A 16,050-nucleotide genomic window follows, 5' to 3' on the forward strand; every position below is an offset into this window, starting at 1 on the left:
TTCGTGGATTTATTTATGAATTTAGCCTTAAATGGGCTAGCAACTGGGATGCTCATTTTTTTACTGGCCGCCGGATTAACTTTAATTTTCGGCTTAATGGATGTACTGAATTTTGCGCACGGTGGTTTATTTGCCTGGGGAGCCTATAGTGGTATTTGGATTTACTCTCAAACAGGCAGCTTTCTTGTTGGAATCCTTGGTGCAGTTCTCACCGGATTTTTGCTGGGAATCATTACAGAAAAGTGGATTATTAAACCGGTCTATGGAAATCATGTACAACAAATTTTAATTACGCTTGGACTTATGCTTGTCTTGTCTGAGATGTTGAAAGTGATTTGGGGGCCGAATCAGCTGCAAGCTTCTCCACCTGATTATTTAAAAGGCAGTTGGGAGCTTGGCGGGGTCGTCATTATCAAATATCGAGTATTTATCATTTTTGTTGGTTTTCTTATTTTTGCCGGGGTGCAATATCTGCTTAAGAAAACCAAAATTGGCTTAGTTGTAAGAGCAGGTGTCATGAATAAAGAAATGGTTCAAGCACTTGGAATCAACATTCAACGGGTGTTTATGTTTGTTTTCATGATTGGATCTGGGATGGCGGCACTTGGAGGTGTCTTGCTCGGACCTTACTCTGGGGTCATTCATGCAGGTATGGGGATGGAGTTTGCTATTTTAGCCTTCATCGTTGTCGTGATTGGAGGAATGGGCAATTTTAAAGGCTCCGTATTAGCCGCTATTTTAGTTGGGCTCTCCGGGTCTTTTATGGCTTATTATGTTCCGGATCTTTCCCTCGCTGTTAATATGCTCCTCATGGCGATTGTGTTAATAATTCGGCCTCAGGGCTTATTCGGGGCAAAGGGGTGAATACATTGAGGTTTATGCAGGGAAACAGAATGACGGCCGTGGTGTTAGTCGTAGCCGCTTTTTTACTCCTTTTGCCTTTTGTTTATGAATCTAGAAACTTATTTATTTTATTAACACAGGTGTTTGTGTTTTCTATTTTTGCCATGAGTTATGACCTATTACTAGGTTTTACGGGAATTGTTTCGTTTGGTCATGCCATGTTTTTTGGAATTGGCGCCTATTCGATGGGGATTTTTATGAAGCGATTTGAGCCCACCATGCCCTATTTCTTATTGGCAGTCTTGACGACCATTTTGTTAACAGCTGGTGTGAGCTTTATTGTCGGGTTATTAACCCTTCGATTAAAAAGCCACTTTTATGCCATGCTCACCCTTTCGTTATCCGGTCTATTTCTCGTTTTAGCAGAAAAATGGCGCACCATGACGTATGGAAATGATGGATTTACCTTCCGTGTACCTGAACAGTTTATTGACCGCACTAATTTCTACCTTCTTTCCCTAATCGTGATGGTTGCCGTGTTTTTGATTTTGAAACGCTTCACCAATTCTCCGCTTGGCCGTGTGCTGCAGGCCATACGAGAAAATGAACAGCGGACTGAATCCCTTGGCTTCCATGTCCTGCATTATAAAATTGCAGCGAGTGTTGTTTCTGGAGTTTTAGCAGGAATAGCCGGTATTTTATATGCGATCTCACTCCGATTTGTGAATACAAGCGTATTCTCCATGGATATTACCTTAGATGCTTTGTTAATGACGATTATTGGCGGAGTGGGAACCTTAGTTGGAGCGATCATTGGAGCTGGATTAATCGAGTTTGCACATGATTGGCTGACTGAACTGGCGAAAGAGCATTGGATTTTTGAGCGTTGGATTATCTTCTTTGGAATCATTTATATATTGGTAGTTATGTTCTTTCCAAAAGGAATTGTTGGTACGTTAAGTACCCTTTCATGGAAGCGAAAAAAACAACCGGCCGTAAAAAAAGAAGAAAAAATGGCTGGGTAGGAGGAGGAACCAGTGGAGATCAATCAAATTGCTTCCTTCGTCGTTCGTTTTCAATTGGCCACTGTCGAGAAGGAATCAGGCAGAAAACATTGGAGAATAAAGGTAACACATGTTCAGGAAGATCGGGAAACCTTATTTGAGTCCATTGAAGAAGCCATGGAATTCATGCAGGAAATGGCAGATGAAGCATAGATAAGTAGGTGAGGGAATTGCAGATTGGAATACTTAGTACAGGGGTTTATTTACCAAAGGAAGTTATGACAGGAAAAGAGATCGCCGAATTGGCAGGTATCCCAGCTGGTGTTGTCGAAGAGAAAATGGGAATAAAGAAGAAGCATGTTCCAGGTCCATCCGATCATACATGTGAAATGGGGATTTTAGCAGCGAAACAAGCAATAGCTAAGGCGGACATTGATCCATTAGAGATTGATCTCGTCATCTATATTGGTGAGGAACATAAGGAATATCCTCTCTGGACAGCAGGCATTAAACTGCAGGAGGAAGTGGGGGCCTATAATGCCTGGGCATTTGATGTCGCCTTACGATGCGGAACAACTGTGATGGCGTTAAAAGTAGCTAAAAATATGATGATTGCTGATCCTGACATTAAAACTGTCCTTTTGGCAGGAGGGTATCGGAACGTGGATTTCATTGATTATGAGAATCCAAGAACCCGTTTCATGTATAATCTCGGCGCAGGAGGAGGAGCTATTCTTCTTAGGAAAGGCCATAACGAAAACCTATTATTAGAAACTGATCTGATTACCGATGGTTCTTTTTCGGAGGATGTCGTGGTTGTTGCAGGAGGAACGAAAAATCCGATTTCGAAACAAGCAATTGACCAACGTCTGAATAAGCTGGATGTTCTTGACCCTGAAGGGATGAAATTGCGCTTAGAACAAAAATCGATGGATTATTTTTTAAAGGTCATCCGTGAATCGGTCCGAAAAAGCGGTTATTGTGAAAAGGATATTGCTTATTTGGCTATCCTCCACATGAAGAAGTCCGCCCATGAATATGTATTAAGAGAATTAGGTTTGTCCGAAGAACAATCTATTTATCTAGAAGAATATGGCCACATTGGTCAAATTGATCAAATTCTATCACTGGAATTAGCCTTGGCGTCTGGAAAGGTTAAGGATGGCGATGTGGTCGTGTTTGTTAGTGCTGGAATTGGATATGCATGGGGAGCAACTACAATTAAATGGGGAAAAGGTGATTAGTATGGTGAATGTAATCATGAAAGAAGTATTGCTGCCAAATGGAGAAACACTTGCCTACAGAGAAAGAGAAGGCGGGGAGAAAAAAGTCTTATTAATCCATGGAAACATGACTTCCTCCAAGCATTGGGATCTGGTTTATGAAAATATCGATGAAAAATATAAGCTTTATGCAGTAGATTTACGCGGATTTGGAAACTCAACGTATAACCATTTAGTCATGTCCATTAAAGATTTTTCAGATGATGTGAAGCAGTTTGTTGATGCGATTGGCTTAAAGGATTTTGCCATTGCCGGCTGGTCAACGGGTGGAGCGGTGGGGATGCAGTTTGTTGCTGATTATCCAGGCTATTGTAACAAACTGATCTTACTTGCTTCTGCATCCACAAGAGGCTATCCGTACGATGGGAAAATAAAGGATGAAGACGAGCTGCGGAGATTGACCATGCATGAAGAAATGAAGCGGGATCTCGTTCGCACCATTCCTATTCAAACAGCCTATGACACGAATAATGCTGAGCTGCTAAAGTTGATATGGAATTCAGTTATTTATACCCACAATCAACCCGAGTCTGAACGTTATGATGAATATGTTCAGGATATGCGAACGCAGCGAAATCTCCCTGAGGTGTATTATGCCTTAAATAATTTTAATATCAGCCATCATTTTAATGGTCTAGTCGAGGGCAACGGGAAAGTAGATGTCATCGATGTACCTGTATTGGTTCTTTATGGAGAGCGGGATATGGTGGTTGTTCAAAAAATGACAAACGAGCTTATTGAGGACTTGGGTGAAAAAGCAACCGTCATAGAATTAAAGAATTGCGGTCACTCAGCATTAGTAGATGACCTTCCGCAATTGTTACATGCAATGGAACAATTTTTAGATAGTGAGGTAAAGGTATGAGATTACAGGATAAAGTGGCCCTTATAACAGGTGCTGCTGCTGGAATTGGATTAACAGCATCAGAAGTTTTTGCACGTGAAGGTGCCAAAGTGGCCATGGCAGATTATAACGTGGACCAGGGAGAAGAGCAGACAAGAGTGTTACGGGAAAAAGGCTATGAGGTGACTTTTTTTCAAGTAAATGTTGCGGACCGTGCGAGTGTGGATTCGATGGTCGAGAAAGTACGTGAGGTATATGGAAACATCGATATTCTGATTAATAATGCGGGAATCACAAGAGATGCTATGCTGTCAAAGTTGACGGTGGAAGATTTTCAACAGGTGATTGATGTCAATTTGACAGGTGTATTCCATTGTACACAAGCTGTATTACCATCCATGGTTGAAAAGGGAAAAGGTAGAATTATCAACACTTCTTCAGTATCAGGCATTTACGGAAATGTGGGTCAGACCAATTATGCGGCCACGAAGGCAGGAGTGGTAGGCATGACGAAATCGTGGGCCAAAGAGCTAGGACGAAAAGGAATCAATGTGAATGCCGTTGCACCGGGGTTCATTGAGACAGGAATGACGGCAAAGGTTCCAGAAAAAGTATTAAACCAAATGAAGCAAATGGTTCCGCTGGCTAGACTCGGAAAGCCCGAGGATATTGCAAATGCCTATCTTTTCTTAGCATCGGAAGAATCCAACTATGTTAACGGTACCGTGTTGCACGTGGACGGTGGAATAATGATGTAATCAAAAAAGCGACCTTACTGGGTCGTTTTTTTAGTAAAGCCGTGTAAAAGGTAACATGTAACTCACCTGTAACTAATTAAAAGTAAAATGGTTCCATCTAGTAGTGAAGGAGCGATTGTTCGGTGAGGTGGGAACTGGATTGGCTGGATAATAGAGCTAGATTATCGCCAAATAAAATAGCGATTATCGATGAAAATACAAATAAAACCTGGACATATAAAGAATTAAATGACCGTTCAGCTTCTGTGGCAAGCTGGCTTCAGGGGCGCGGCGTTAAACAAGGAGACCGCATTGCATTGCTTTCTCCCAATCATATTAGTTGCTTTGATTTATTATTTGCCTGCAGTAAAATCGGTGCAATATTCGTCCCACTTAATTGGCGTTTATCCATACATGAGATACGTGAGATCATTAAAGATTGCAACCCTGTCTTAATAGGATTACATCTGCAGTTCGAAACACTCTCTGATCAACTAACTGATTTGGGTGTAAGCTGCTTTCGTGTGGGAGAGACACACTACGAGAAAATCACCAGCTATCCCAAAAGTGAGAAATTTTCCGATGAAATCACTGAAATAAATCCGCTAGCGATAATTTACACTGGAGGGACGACAGGGAAACCAAAAGGTGTAGTTCTTAGTCACCAATCAATACAATGGAATGCTATAAACACCATAATCAGCTGGAGCCTAACAGAGGAAGATGTAACCTTAACCTATTTACCCATGTTTCATACCGGGGGATTAAATGCGTTAAGCCTTCCAATCCTAATGATTGGAGGAACTGTGGTAGTAGGTAATCAGTTTATCGCTCAAAAAACAATTGAATCTATTAATCGTTATCGTTGCACTATTATACTACTAGTCCCAACTATGTATCATATGCTCATACAAACCGATGAGTTTCATATGAATGATTTTCCAACGATGAAGATCTTTTTATCAGGTGCTGCACCGTGTCCGTTACAAATATACGAAGCCTTTCAAAAAAAGAAGCTGGCTTTTAAAGAGGGGTATGGTTTAACCGAAGCGGGACCGAATAATTTTTATATTAGTCCGGAAGATGCTCAGGTAAAAAGGGGTTCAGTCGGAAAACCGATGCTGTTTAACTCTATCAAACTTGTGAGAGTAGATGGGAAAGAAGCAGAGGTGAATGAGGTTGGTGAACTTTGCATCAAGGGGAAGCATGCATTCTCCTATTATTGGAATCACGAACAAGCAACAGAGGAAACATTAAAAGATGGTTGGGTTCAAACAGGCGATTTGGCGAAAAAGGATGAGGATGGTTTCTTTTATATCGTCGGAAGGAAAAAAGATATGATTATTACTGGAGGCGAGAATGTGTATCCTCTGGAAATCGAGCACTGGCTCGGCGGCCATCCTTCCATAGATGAAGTAGCGGTAGTAGGCTTACCAGAAGAAAAATGGGGGGAAATGGTCGCTGCTTTTATTGTTCTAAAAGACTCATCTAAAATAAGCGAGGAAGAATTGATCGCCTACTGTGAAGTCAAACTGGGGAGATATAAAATTCCGAAACGCTTTACCTTCTTAAAGGAATTGCCGAAAACCCATGTGGGAAAAATAGATAAAAAGAGTTTAAAGGAAATTAGCCTACAAAGGTAAAGGGAGAACATCAGCGTTCTCCCTTTTTTGCGTACATTAATCCATCATTTTATTGGCGAGGTTTAGGGCAGTGTCTGCCACGGTTAGATCAACCTGGAGCTGTTCGCTTAATTCATGTGGATGATAAAATCCTCTTTCCACCATAAAGCTTGTGATTTTTTCATGAGTGGCAATAGCATCATTTAATTGTGCTCTTAGAGCCGATTTTAATTCTGGTGTAGCTGTTTCCGTAATCGCGACAGCATAATTTCTAATTCCTGCCTTGGCTGAAATGAGAAAATCTGTTGCAATGACTTGGTCTGTTAACCCGCCCATGCCCATCATGTTTTGGATGAATTCATTCAACTATTTTCCCTCCGATTGGTTAAAAACTGCTGTAATTGCTGAATATGCTGAGTCCCAGTCGTAACATCAGCAGATAGTATAGCCTGTAATTCAGGATCTTGGGCTAATATACTCATTGTCGTTGCTTTAGTTAAACAGAGATTTTTAAATGATAACAATTCATGAAGGTCTAATGTTTCATGGAGTCCTAAAAACTTTGTCATTTATTCTCCCTCCTGTTCGTACAAACTTTTCCTATATATATTTTCTAAGTAAATCGATTTTATTCATATCCAGCATTTGCATAAAGAGTAGGAGCAAAAGGGAAAATATTTATGTTATGAATGGGAGGTGTCTGGTATGGAAAAGAAAGGCTTAGCTCCGCATGAGACGATGGAAACTCATGAAATAGTAAATTTTAAAACGGTTAGTTTACTTCGATCAAAATTAATGCAAGGGATTTGCTTTGATAACGATTTGAAAAGATTAATGGAAAAAGACGTACAGCAATCCATAAAAGATATAAATGAACTACTTAGTTTTTATAAAGAAAGCCAACTATTACATTAAGTGAGGTGGTATTCGTGCAAGATTATTTAGATCCAAGAAATGCTGAGGGGATGCCAAACCTAGCTGATTCTGCTTTTGCGATGGATTTTCTACTCGCTGTTAAAACAGGCATTCGAAATTACGGATTTGCTATTACAGAAACAGCGAATCCTGACCTTCGAAGAGTGCTACATAAACAAATGGAAGCAGCTATTGATTTGCATACTGAAATCTCAGAGCTGATGATAAAAAAAGGATGGCTGCATCCTCATAATATAAAAGAACAATTCCCAATTGACGTAAAGGCAGCAGAAACAGCCATACAAATTGCCCAAATGAATCTGTATCCAAATGACACTGACCGCCTTGGCATGTTTGCGACACCAAATAAATAAAAAAAGGAGGACACAAAATGAAAGCAGTAACATACCAAGGCATAAAAAATGTAGAGGTTAGAGAGGTTAAGGACCCGGAAATAAAGAATGGTGATGATATCATTGTCAAAGTAACTTCTTCAGCCATTTGCGGCTCTGATTTACATTTAATTCATGCTATGATTCCCAATCTACCTACCGATTTTGTGATTGGACATGAACCGATGGGGGTGGTGGAGGAAGTCGGTCCAGAGGTAACGAAATTAAAAAAAGGTGATCGGGTGATTATCCCATTTAATGTTTCCTGTGGCCATTGTTGGTACTGTACGCATGATCTAACCAGTCAATGCGACAATGGGAATCCACATGGTCAAGGTGCAGGTTTTTTTGGCTATTCAGAAACAACGGGCGGCTATGCAGGCGGACAGGCAGAATATATGCGTGTTCCTTTCGGGAATTTTACCCCGTTTAAAATACCTGATAACTGTGAAGTTGAAGATGAAAAGTTAGCATTACTTGCTGATGCTGCACCAACTGCCTATTGGAGTGTTGATCATGCGGGTGTAAAGGATGGTGACACTGTTATTATTCTAGGCTGCGGCCCAGTTGGCTTACTTGCTCAAAAGTTCGCCTGGTTAAAAGGGGCAAAAAGAGTCATCGCCGTAGATTATATTAACTACCGCCTACAGCATGCTAAACGCACAAACAAGGTGGAAATCGTCAATTTTGAAGACCATGAAAATGTAGGTGATTATCTGTTGGAAATTACAAAAGGTGGGGCAGATATAGTCATAGACTGTGTTGGGATGGATGGGAAGATGACCCCACTTGAATTTCTCGCTTCGGGTTTGAAGCTTCAAGGTGGAGCGATGGGAGCATTGGTTATTGCAAGTCAAGCGGTACGAAAGGGAGGAACCATACAAGTAACAGGTGTATATGGCGGAAGATATAATGCATTTCCACTTGGCGATATCTTTAATCGGAATGTTGATATTAAAACAGGACAAGCCCCTGTTATTCCTTACATGCCATTCCTTTATGATATGATTAATCAAGGGAAGGTGGATCCAGGCGATATTATTACACATGTCCTTCCGTTAGAACAAGCAAAACATGGATATGAGGTCTTTGATACAAAAATGGAAGATTGTATTAAAGTCATATTAAAACCTTAAACGTAGAAAAACGAGGCCGGAATGTTCCGAACCTCGTTTATTTTACTAAATCTACTGCCTCCTCAATAAATAGCTTAGAGAGAAGCGATTGTGTTTTATTAATATTATAAACAAGATAGAAATACCTTTCATTATCAAAACCCGATAATTCATACATCTTCAACATGTTCTTGTCAAAATATTCTCTAGCGACCATTTCCGATAAGACAGATATACCTACATTTTGTATCACAAACTGTAGTAAACTTTGTCCATCTTCAATATATGAGACAATATTTAGCTGGTCTTTCGCTATCTTATTTTTCTTTAAGAACCTCTCAAAAATGGCATTCGTTCCTGAATTAGAACTTCGCATGACAAAAGGATAATGTAAAATATCCTGAATGTTTACAGGTCCTGGTATTTCCAATTCATTCGAGGTAACTAGGACTAACTTTTCCTTTAATAACGGGATATAACGAAGTTTATCATCCTCGTATTTCTCCCCTAATATGCCAAAATCAACTGATCCGTTTAGCACCTTTTCAGCCACATTCTTTGAAGATGATTGATGGATATGAAAGTAGACCTCGGGATAGTTCTGCCTAAATTGCTTCACCATTTTTGGAATCACAAATTGCCCAGGTACAGAACTAACAGCCATTCGAATCATCCCTCGAAGATCAGTCATCCCCTGTTTCAAATCAAGTAGAGCTTGGTCTTTTAATAATAACAATTTACGTGCCCATTGATACAATCGTTCCCCATTTGGAGTGAGGATGCTTTCCCTGCCAACTCGATCAAAAAGCTTGATACTAAGGGTCTTTTCCAACGCCTGTATATGAGAGCTGACTGTTGATTGACTTAAGAAAATATCTTCAGCTGCTTTTGAAAAGCTTTTATGTTCAACTACTTTTGTAAACACATATAACTGGTGTAAATCCAAGAATTATCACCCCAGACTTTTCGATTAATAGTAATAGGTAAAATAGATCGTTTGAATAGTTTATTTTACCATGAAATAGAGGATTGAATTTAAAAAGTTCAAAAAACGTCCATTGTTCAATTCGAATTTAAATTAGTATCATAGAATTATAAGAAATGTTTGATATTTTAAATATCTAGGAGGGGCAATAGATGGCAAAAGCGATTCAAGAATATACCTTGGCAGATTTGATGACAAGGATAGAAGAAATATTCAATGAAAATCCAGGACCTATTAAAGGCTTTAACGCCGTGGTTCAGTATGACGTTTACGACCAGGAACCCGCAACCTACCAGCATTTTTTTCATGATGGAAAATTAACGATTAAGCAAGGTGCAGAAGCAGTTCCTACTGTAACGATGGCGCTCTCCTATGATAATTTCAAGAAATTCCTCCTAGGTAAACAAAGTGGTACCATGGCATTACTCACTGGTAAGGTAAAAGCAAAAGGTGACTTAAGCACCGGATTTAAAATTGAGAGCATCCTCCGTAAATATAACATTAAAGAACCGTTATAATGCACAGAAGACTGCTGAGTAATCTCAGCAGTCTTTTATTATACAAGTATGGTTGCATTTTCAGCGGCTAGACATTGGTCCAAAATCCAGGACCACTTCCCATGACCTGACTTTGCATTAATATGGCCCATGTTTGGGAATGTAATAGTAGGTACCCCCATATTCATATACCTTTCCCTATGCTGCTGATGGCAGTACGGGTCATTGGATGAATGAACAAAAAGGGTTTCTTCCGCCGTGCTAGATAGATTCATCTTCTCTAAGGGTACAGGATAAAAAGATGTCGCTTCCTTAATGACGGTTACTGGCGAAGGAGGAGCAACTAGAATAACTCGTTTAGCTATTCGCTTATTATTTAGTGCAGAGTAATGCATCCAAAGTAAACAACCTAAGCTGTGTGTAACAACGATCAATTGCTGATTTTCAGGAATTGTCTGGATTGCTGCAGTCAATTCTTTCAGCCACACTTCTTTGTTGGGTGAGTCAAACTCAGTAAATGTTGGATAACAAACGTGATAATTTTTTTGTCTCAACTCCTGTGCAAGCCAGGTTTGCCAGTGATCTGGTCCGCTTCCCCCTAATCCATGAACAATTAAAAAACTATATTGGCTCAAATAATCCCTCTTCTCTTTGTTTACTATTCCGATGAAATAAGTTGGTATTAACAGAATTATAATCTTTTCGGTAGAAAAAGGCAACGGAAGTCAAAGCAAATAATTATTGGCAGTTTCAAACAAAAAAAGTATATTTGCAATTCAAACGATAAACAATCAATATTAATAGGTAGTTATGAAGAAAGTAGGGGTATTTTTGACAGATTTTTTATCATTGGGTATTTCCCCATCGTTAGCAGAACAACTTCGCGGCATAGGTATTGCAAAACCCACACCCATTCAAGAACAAGCGATTCCTTTTGTAATGAAGGGCAGTGATATTATCGCTCAAGCACAAACAGGGACTGGAAAGACGTTTGCGTTTATCCTGCCAATACTTGAAAAGATTAATATTGATGCAACACATATTCAAGCGCTAATCGTGACTCCTACAAGGGAGTTGGCCTTGCAAATCACAGAAGAAGTGGAAAAATTGATTGCTGATAAGGCTGATGTAAATGTATTAGCCGTCTATGGTGGCCAAGACGTGGCAAAACAGTTAAAAAGATTGAAGAGAAACCCACAAATTGTCGTTGGAACACCGGGCAGGCTATTGGATCATATTAGAAGAGAAACGATTAGATTATCAGAAGTCTCCTATCTTGTTTTAGATGAAGCAGATCAAATGCTGCATATTGGGTTCTTAGGAGAAGTAGAGGATATTATCAGAGAAACGCCTCAGACAAGGCAGACTATGTTGTTTTCGGCTACCATTCCTCCGGAAATCCGCAAGTTAGCCAAAAAGCATATGCGAGAACCTGAATATATCCAAGTAGAAAAAACACAAGGACCTGCTGAAAGTGTGAAACAGATCGCTATTCATACAACCGATCGGGCAAAACAAGGGACACTCTTTCAATTAGTTGAAACCTATCGGCCATTTTTAGCGGTCATTTTTTGCCGAACGAAACGCAGAGTCAGTAAGCTTTATGATGTCTTAAAAGCTAACGGTTTTTCATGTGATGAGCTGCACGGGGACTTATCGCAGGCAAAAAGAGAACAAGTAATGAAGAGATTTAGAGAGGCTGAAATCCAGCTATTAATTGCAACGGATGTCGCAGCAAGAGGATTGGATGTAGAAGGAGTTACTCATGTATTCAATTATGATATTCCTCAGGATACTGAAAGCTACATTCATCGGATAGGACGAACAGGCAGAGCAGGAATGACGGGTTTGGCCATTACCTTTTACACCTCAGACGACCGTCCTGCTCTCGAATTAATTGAAGATGAGCTAAACATTACGATTCCAAAACAAAACATAGGAAACACAAATAGTACAGAAGAGAGTCAGAAGGAACCTAGAAAACCCCGCCCGGTTGGCCAAAAAGAAAGACGTGGAGGAAGAAAAGAAAACTCTCCAGAGCGCTCGAGACAGGATAGACCGATTAAAGGGAATAAAAACAGCACACCATCTAAAGGTTTTACGTCCGGAAGAAATGGAGTAAAAAGTGGTTCTTTTAGAAATAAAGGAACAAAAACGGGATCAACAAGAAATAAACAGCGATAAAATGCAAAAGGGACTGAAGAAATTTTCAGTCCCTTTCTTTGTTATATTCCTGCTTTCATACCTGTATTTGATTTTACTAATACTTCTTCATATTTCTTCACATCGGCCTTTTGGCTTGAGATGATGGTTCCAAGATAACCTGCAAGGAAGCCAAGCGGAATCGAAACGATTCCCGGTGTGGTATAAGGGAAGATAGGGTTCCCTACAAAAATAGCTTTTCCTACTTCAGGACTGAACACATTCGGACTAATAATTACTAGCCCAATTGCAGAGATTAGTCCAACCACCATTGCCCAGACCGCACCAGATGTATTAAATCGCTTCCAGTAAATAGTGTAAATAATGACTGGAAGATTTGCACTTGCCGCAACGGCAAAGGCGAGTGAAACTAAGAATGCCACATTAAGTGTTTGAGCGCCTAAAGCAAGAATAATAGAAATAACGGAAACACCAATAGCAGCCCAACGTGCCATGCTAACTTGCTGTTTCTCTGTTGCTTTACCCTTTTTCAGAATTTCATTATAAAAATCATGGGCAAATGCAGAGGCTGCTGTTAGAACAAGCCCTGCAACAACTGCTAGGATAGTAGCAAATGCTACGGCAGAGATAAACGCAAACAACATATTTCCACCTATGGCCTGGGCTAAAAGGGGAGCAGCCATATTGCCTGCAGGATTTGCGGCGACGATTTTATTTGTACCAACAAAGGCTGCTGCACCAAAGCCAAGGAAAATAGTCATAACATAAAAGATTCCAATAATCCATGTAGCGTAAACTACGGAACTGCGAGCAGTCTTAGCATCCTTAACGGTGAAAAAGCGGACTAAAATATGAGGCAGTCCAGCTGTTCCGAGAACGAGTCCCATGTTTAAGGAAATCGTATCAAGCCCAATTTTATACTTCACACCAGGATTTAGGAATGCTTCCTTTAAAGGTGTGGCTGTTTTCATCTGAGTAAACATATCTGTAATACTGAAGTTAAACTTAGAAAAAACAATAATAGAAATTAAGAAGGTCCCACCCATCAATAGAACAGCTTTAATGATTTGCACCCAGCTTGTTGCGTGCATGCCTCCAAAAATAACATACACTGTCATTAACACACCAACAATTAATACAGAAGTTGTGTATTCTAAGCCTAATAATAATTTAATGAGTGCACCCGCTCCGACTAGCTGAGCGATCATATAAAATATTGAAATTGTAACGGTGTTCATGGCAGCAAATCCACGTACTTTCTTCGCATCAAAACGGGAGGCAATCATATCTGCAAAGGTATATTTTCCAAGATTTCGCATGGGTTCCGCTACGATATAAAGAACCACTAGGTAAGCAACAAGGAAACCGATACTATAAAAGAATCCATCAAAACCGGTTAAGGCTACTGCACCAGCTATTCCAAGAAAGGATGCGGCAGACATATAATCACCAGCAATGGCGAGTCCATTTTGCCAGCCTGTCAATCCCCCACCAGCAGTATAAAATTCACTAGCATTCTTTGTCCTTTTCGAAGCGTAATAGGTAATTATTAAAGTGATAAAAACAATACAAAGAAACATCGTAAAAGCAGCTGTATTCATTAGCTTTTTCCTCCTTCTTCAACAACTTGAGTAGCTAATTCATCAAATCTTGCTGCCTTTTTCGAGTAGAGCATGCACAAAACCCATGTCATTATGAATTGTAAGAAAGCAAAAACCCATGCCCAAGTGATGCTGCCGATAAATTTGTGGTTTAATACCGTGGTATAAGAAGTTAAAATGGGCAATGCAAAATAAAAACAGAAAAAGAAAATGGTAATGGGAATGATAAATTTTTTCTTTTCGGAGAGTAATGTCTGGAAAGATGATGATTGAACAATGGAGCTGTAATCGCTTTCAGTATTAGCCTTTATTTGTTTTGCCTCCAATGGAAGCTCCCCCTCTCATAAAAATCCTTTGTTCTGAATCTGAGGTTAATAGAAAAGACAATGCTGATGGGTCAAATGGTGAAGAAATCCAAACTGGAAAGAAGAACATGAGGAAATAACATATATTTGTTTTGAGTAGCTACCCCCTTCTTTTAATTACAGACTTTTCAAAATTTTTAAAACATTATTATACGCTTTTATTATAGTGAAAATAAAATTAACAAAGCAAGATGAATTTGTAAAAATAGGAAATATTTATCATTTTTAAGAGAGGATGAAAAAAGTAGGTTTACAAAATAAAAAAACCCTTGCTTCGCAAAGGTTTTGGAATATGGAGACTATCGGGATCGAACCGACGACCTCTTGCATGCCATGCAAGCGCTCTCCCAGCTGAGCTAAGCCCCCTAATAAGTTTGGTACAAGGAAAATTATATCCGTATTACAAATAACTTGCAAGAGGAAATCTTGTAATTTTTTCAATAGTAACAGGGCCGTTAGCTTATACTTTCTATTTCTACTTTTTGTACTCCTTCTATATTAGAAACTGATGCATACACTTCTGTAGTCTTATTACGATAATCTACTGCTACTAATATCTGCACTAAGTGATCTCCATTATCTAAATCTTTAATTCTAAGTCGACGAATAATATATTTTTTCTCGAGAAGAAAGGTAATCGCTTTGTCGATTTGCGCTTGGTCTCTAATAAATAGTTGAAGCATAATTTCTTTTTCACGTAATTGTTTCGGCCCAAATAGTTTCATGAGAAAAGGAATTAATTCAACACTTATAATAAGAAGAGCTACTCCCACAAATGCTTCTAAAAAAAATCCGGCACCAACTGCAATGCCAATACCAGCTGCTCCCCAAATCATGGCAGCAGTCGTTAAACCTGAAATACTGTCATTCCCTCTTCTTAAAATTACTCCTGCCCCCAAAAAACCTATTCCTGAAACAATTTGAGCTGCCAAGCGAAGTGGGTCCATGGTGATCTTCACATCATCAGAGTTAGGGAACATATAAGCAGATTGAATAGATACAATAGTTAGCAAACAGCTTACTACAGATATAACGAGACTGGTTTTCAGTCCTACAGGCTTTCTTTTTAATTCACGTTCCAAACCGATAATTAGGCCAAAAAATGCGGAAATACCCAGTTTGATTAAAATATCTATCTCCATATTGTTCATACTCATTCACGTCCAATTTATTAGTCAGTAGAAATTAAGCAATTATCAAAGAGTGCAGTTAACTAAGAGGAATATACTTTGATTTTACACATAATGGAGTATCTAAGGGAAGGACGAAAGCATTCCTAAGGGGATACATGTGTTAAGTGATTCAAATTATTTAAAGGTGTTCCTATTATTTTATCCTTTCCTTGTTCTAGTTATGACTTAATATATTTACCCACAAATTTATATAAACAATAAATAAAATAACCAATAGTTTTTTAAAGAGCGAAGATATAGTAAAGGTACAATACTTATGATAAATATTTAAACCAAAAAACTTTTAAAATTATATTGCAATCATTTTTATAACATGTTATATTAAAACTCGTCCTCAGCGAGAGAGTTAAACAACAAAAGAAAGTGAAAAAAGTTGTTGACATTTAGTTGATCGATATGATAAATTTAGGAAGTCGCTTTTGAAGGGTACAAGCTCTTAACAAGAGAAAAATCATCTTCGATAGCACGAATATTGTTCTTTGAAAACTAAA

At 39.1% G+C, this 16,050-nt stretch carries 19 protein-coding genes and 1 tRNA gene; 12 read left to right on the top strand and 8 right to left on the bottom strand.

Going from position 1 to position 16,050, the window contains the following annotated elements; genetic code table 11:
- Window positions 1–3: 3 nt before the first annotated feature.
- From ABES03_RS21955 to ABES03_RS21985, 7 genes are all read left to right on the top strand, one after another.
- Complete coding sequence (locus tag ABES03_RS21955; protein WP_430120689.1) at window positions 4–864, top strand: branched-chain amino acid ABC transporter permease; 861 nt, start codon at window positions 4–6, stop codon at window positions 862–864.
- 14 nt (window positions 865–878) lie between these two features.
- Window positions 879–1,868 carry a branched-chain amino acid ABC transporter permease gene (locus ABES03_RS21960; protein WP_430120729.1) on the top strand — a complete coding sequence of 330 codons (990 nt, stop codon included), beginning with the start codon at window positions 879–881 and terminating at the stop codon, window positions 1,866–1,868.
- Between the two features lie 12 nt (window positions 1,869–1,880).
- Window positions 1,881–2,060, top strand: coding sequence for a hypothetical protein (locus tag ABES03_RS21965; protein ID WP_430120691.1), 180 nt, complete (start codon window positions 1,881–1,883; stop codon window positions 2,058–2,060).
- Window positions 2,061–2,077: 17 nt separating this feature from the next.
- Window positions 2,078–3,091, top strand: a complete 1,014-nt coding sequence (locus ABES03_RS21970; RefSeq protein ID WP_430120693.1) for a 3-oxoacyl-ACP synthase — start codon at window positions 2,078–2,080, stop codon at window positions 3,089–3,091.
- A 1-nt stretch (window position 3,092) separates the two neighbouring features.
- Window positions 3,093–3,995, top strand: coding sequence for an intracellular short-chain-length polyhydroxyalkanoate depolymerase (gene phaZ, locus ABES03_RS21975; RefSeq protein ID WP_430120695.1), 903 nt, complete (start codon window positions 3,093–3,095; stop codon window positions 3,993–3,995).
- Entirely contained in the window at window positions 3,992–4,732 is a 741-nt protein-coding gene (gene fabG / locus ABES03_RS21980; protein WP_430120697.1) for a 3-oxoacyl-ACP reductase FabG, read from the top strand. Before phaZ ends, fabG begins: the two co-directional genes overlap by 4 nt.
- 122 nt (window positions 4,733–4,854) lie before the next feature.
- The gene (locus ABES03_RS21985; RefSeq protein WP_430120699.1) at window positions 4,855–6,354 is read left to right on the top strand and encodes an acyl-CoA synthetase; all 1,500 of its coding nucleotides are present in this window, start codon (window positions 4,855–4,857) and stop codon (window positions 6,352–6,354) included.
- A gap of 36 nt (window positions 6,355–6,390) precedes the next feature.
- Here the strand turns inward: ABES03_RS21985 and ABES03_RS21990 are convergent, their stop codons facing one another.
- The gene (locus ABES03_RS21990; protein WP_430120701.1) at window positions 6,391–6,699 is read right to left on the bottom strand and encodes a spore coat protein; all 309 of its coding nucleotides are present in this window, start codon (window positions 6,697–6,699) and stop codon (window positions 6,391–6,393) included.
- Window positions 6,696–6,902 (bottom strand): hypothetical protein, encoded by a 207-nt coding sequence (locus ABES03_RS21995; RefSeq protein WP_430120703.1) that lies wholly within the window; start codon window positions 6,900–6,902, stop codon window positions 6,696–6,698. Before ABES03_RS21995 ends, ABES03_RS21990 begins: the two co-directional genes overlap by 4 nt.
- A 136-nt stretch (window positions 6,903–7,038) precedes the next feature.
- Between ABES03_RS21995 and ABES03_RS22000 the strand changes: the two genes are divergently transcribed.
- From ABES03_RS22000 to ABES03_RS22010, 3 genes are read left to right on the top strand one after another with little or no spacing between them, the layout of a single operon-like run.
- Complete coding sequence (locus ABES03_RS22000; protein ID WP_430120705.1) at window positions 7,039–7,248, top strand: spore coat protein; 210 nt, start codon at window positions 7,039–7,041, stop codon at window positions 7,246–7,248.
- Window positions 7,249–7,262: 14 nt separating this feature from the next.
- Entirely contained in the window at window positions 7,263–7,622 is a 360-nt protein-coding gene (locus tag ABES03_RS22005; RefSeq protein WP_430120707.1) for a spore coat protein, read from the top strand.
- A gap of 17 nt (window positions 7,623–7,639) precedes the next feature.
- The gene (locus ABES03_RS22010; protein WP_430120709.1) at window positions 7,640–8,776 is read left to right on the top strand and encodes a zinc-dependent alcohol dehydrogenase; all 1,137 of its coding nucleotides are present in this window, start codon (window positions 7,640–7,642) and stop codon (window positions 8,774–8,776) included.
- A gap of 37 nt (window positions 8,777–8,813) precedes the next feature.
- On the opposite strand, the gene ABES03_RS22015 is transcribed toward ABES03_RS22010, so the two are convergent.
- Window positions 8,814–9,701 carry a selenium metabolism-associated LysR family transcriptional regulator gene (locus tag ABES03_RS22015; protein ID WP_430120711.1) on the bottom strand — a complete coding sequence of 296 codons (888 nt, stop codon included), beginning with the start codon at window positions 9,699–9,701 and terminating at the stop codon, window positions 8,814–8,816.
- Between the two features lie 191 nt (window positions 9,702–9,892).
- On the opposite strand from ABES03_RS22015, the gene ABES03_RS22020 reads away from it, so the two are divergent.
- Entirely contained in the window at window positions 9,893–10,258 is a 366-nt protein-coding gene (locus ABES03_RS22020; RefSeq protein ID WP_430120713.1) for an SCP2 sterol-binding domain-containing protein, read from the top strand.
- A 38-nt stretch (window positions 10,259–10,296) separates the two neighbouring features.
- Here ABES03_RS22020 and ABES03_RS22025 read toward each other — a convergent pair whose 3' ends face one another.
- Window positions 10,297–10,872: an RBBP9/YdeN family alpha/beta hydrolase gene (locus ABES03_RS22025; RefSeq protein ID WP_430120715.1), complete on the bottom strand. Its 576-nt coding sequence runs from the start codon at window positions 10,870–10,872 to the stop codon at window positions 10,297–10,299.
- Between the two features lie 175 nt (window positions 10,873–11,047).
- Between ABES03_RS22025 and ABES03_RS22030 the strand changes: the two genes are divergently transcribed.
- Complete coding sequence (locus ABES03_RS22030; protein ID WP_430120717.1) at window positions 11,048–12,421, top strand: DEAD/DEAH box helicase; 1,374 nt, start codon at window positions 11,048–11,050, stop codon at window positions 12,419–12,421.
- Between the two features lie 41 nt (window positions 12,422–12,462).
- Here ABES03_RS22030 and ABES03_RS22035 read toward each other — a convergent pair whose 3' ends face one another.
- From ABES03_RS22035 to ABES03_RS22050, 4 genes are all read right to left on the bottom strand, one after another.
- On the bottom strand, window positions 12,463–14,001 hold the full coding sequence (locus ABES03_RS22035) for a solute symporter family protein (RefSeq protein ID WP_430120719.1): 1,539 nt from the start codon (window positions 13,999–14,001) through the stop codon (window positions 12,463–12,465).
- Window positions 14,001–14,327 carry a DUF485 domain-containing protein gene (locus ABES03_RS22040; protein WP_430120721.1) on the bottom strand — a complete coding sequence of 109 codons (327 nt, stop codon included), beginning with the start codon at window positions 14,325–14,327 and terminating at the stop codon, window positions 14,001–14,003. The genes ABES03_RS22035 and ABES03_RS22040 overlap by 1 nt, the downstream gene beginning before the upstream one ends.
- Before the next feature lie 332 nt (window positions 14,328–14,659).
- Window positions 14,660–14,732: transfer RNA gene (locus ABES03_RS22045), tRNA-Ala, on the bottom strand.
- A gap of 89 nt (window positions 14,733–14,821) precedes the next feature.
- Window positions 14,822–15,508 (bottom strand): MgtC/SapB family protein, encoded by a 687-nt coding sequence (locus tag ABES03_RS22050; protein WP_430120731.1) that lies wholly within the window; start codon window positions 15,506–15,508, stop codon window positions 14,822–14,824.
- Between the last annotated feature and the right edge of the window lie 542 nt (window positions 15,509–16,050).

The organism is Neobacillus rhizosphaerae (assembly GCF_050477885.1).
Classification (GTDB): domain Bacteria; phylum Bacillota; class Bacilli; order Bacillales; family Cytobacillaceae; genus Neobacillus; species Neobacillus rhizosphaerae_A.

Excerpts from the sequence above, each read along its gene's own strand:
- ABES03_RS21960 (WP_430120729.1), top strand. The coding sequence starts at position 879 with ATGCAGGGAAACAGAATGACGGCCGTGGTGTTAGTCGTAGCCGCTTTT.
- fabG (WP_430120697.1), top strand. The coding sequence starts at position 3,992 with ATGAGATTACAGGATAAAGTGGCCCTTATAACAGGTGCTGCTGCTGGA.
- ABES03_RS22000 (WP_430120705.1), top strand. The coding sequence starts at position 7,039 with ATGGAAAAGAAAGGCTTAGCTCCGCATGAGACGATGGAAACTCATGAA.
- ABES03_RS22010 (WP_430120709.1), top strand. The coding sequence starts at position 7,640 with ATGAAAGCAGTAACATACCAAGGCATAAAAAATGTAGAGGTTAGAGAG.
- ABES03_RS22030 (WP_430120717.1), top strand. The coding sequence starts at position 11,048 with ATGAAGAAAGTAGGGGTATTTTTGACAGATTTTTTATCATTGGGTATT.
- ABES03_RS22050 (WP_430120731.1), bottom strand. The coding sequence starts at position 15,508 with ATGGAGATAGATATTTTAATCAAACTGGGTATTTCCGCATTTTTTGGC.
- phaZ (WP_430120695.1), top strand. The coding sequence starts at position 3,093 with ATGGTGAATGTAATCATGAAAGAAGTATTGCTGCCAAATGGAGAAACA.
- ABES03_RS22020 (WP_430120713.1), top strand. The coding sequence starts at position 9,893 with ATGGCAAAAGCGATTCAAGAATATACCTTGGCAGATTTGATGACAAGG.
- ABES03_RS22035 (WP_430120719.1), bottom strand. The coding sequence starts at position 14,001 with ATGAATACAGCTGCTTTTACGATGTTTCTTTGTATTGTTTTTATCACT.
- ABES03_RS21995 (WP_430120703.1), bottom strand. The coding sequence starts at position 6,902 with ATGACAAAGTTTTTAGGACTCCATGAAACATTAGACCTTCATGAATTG.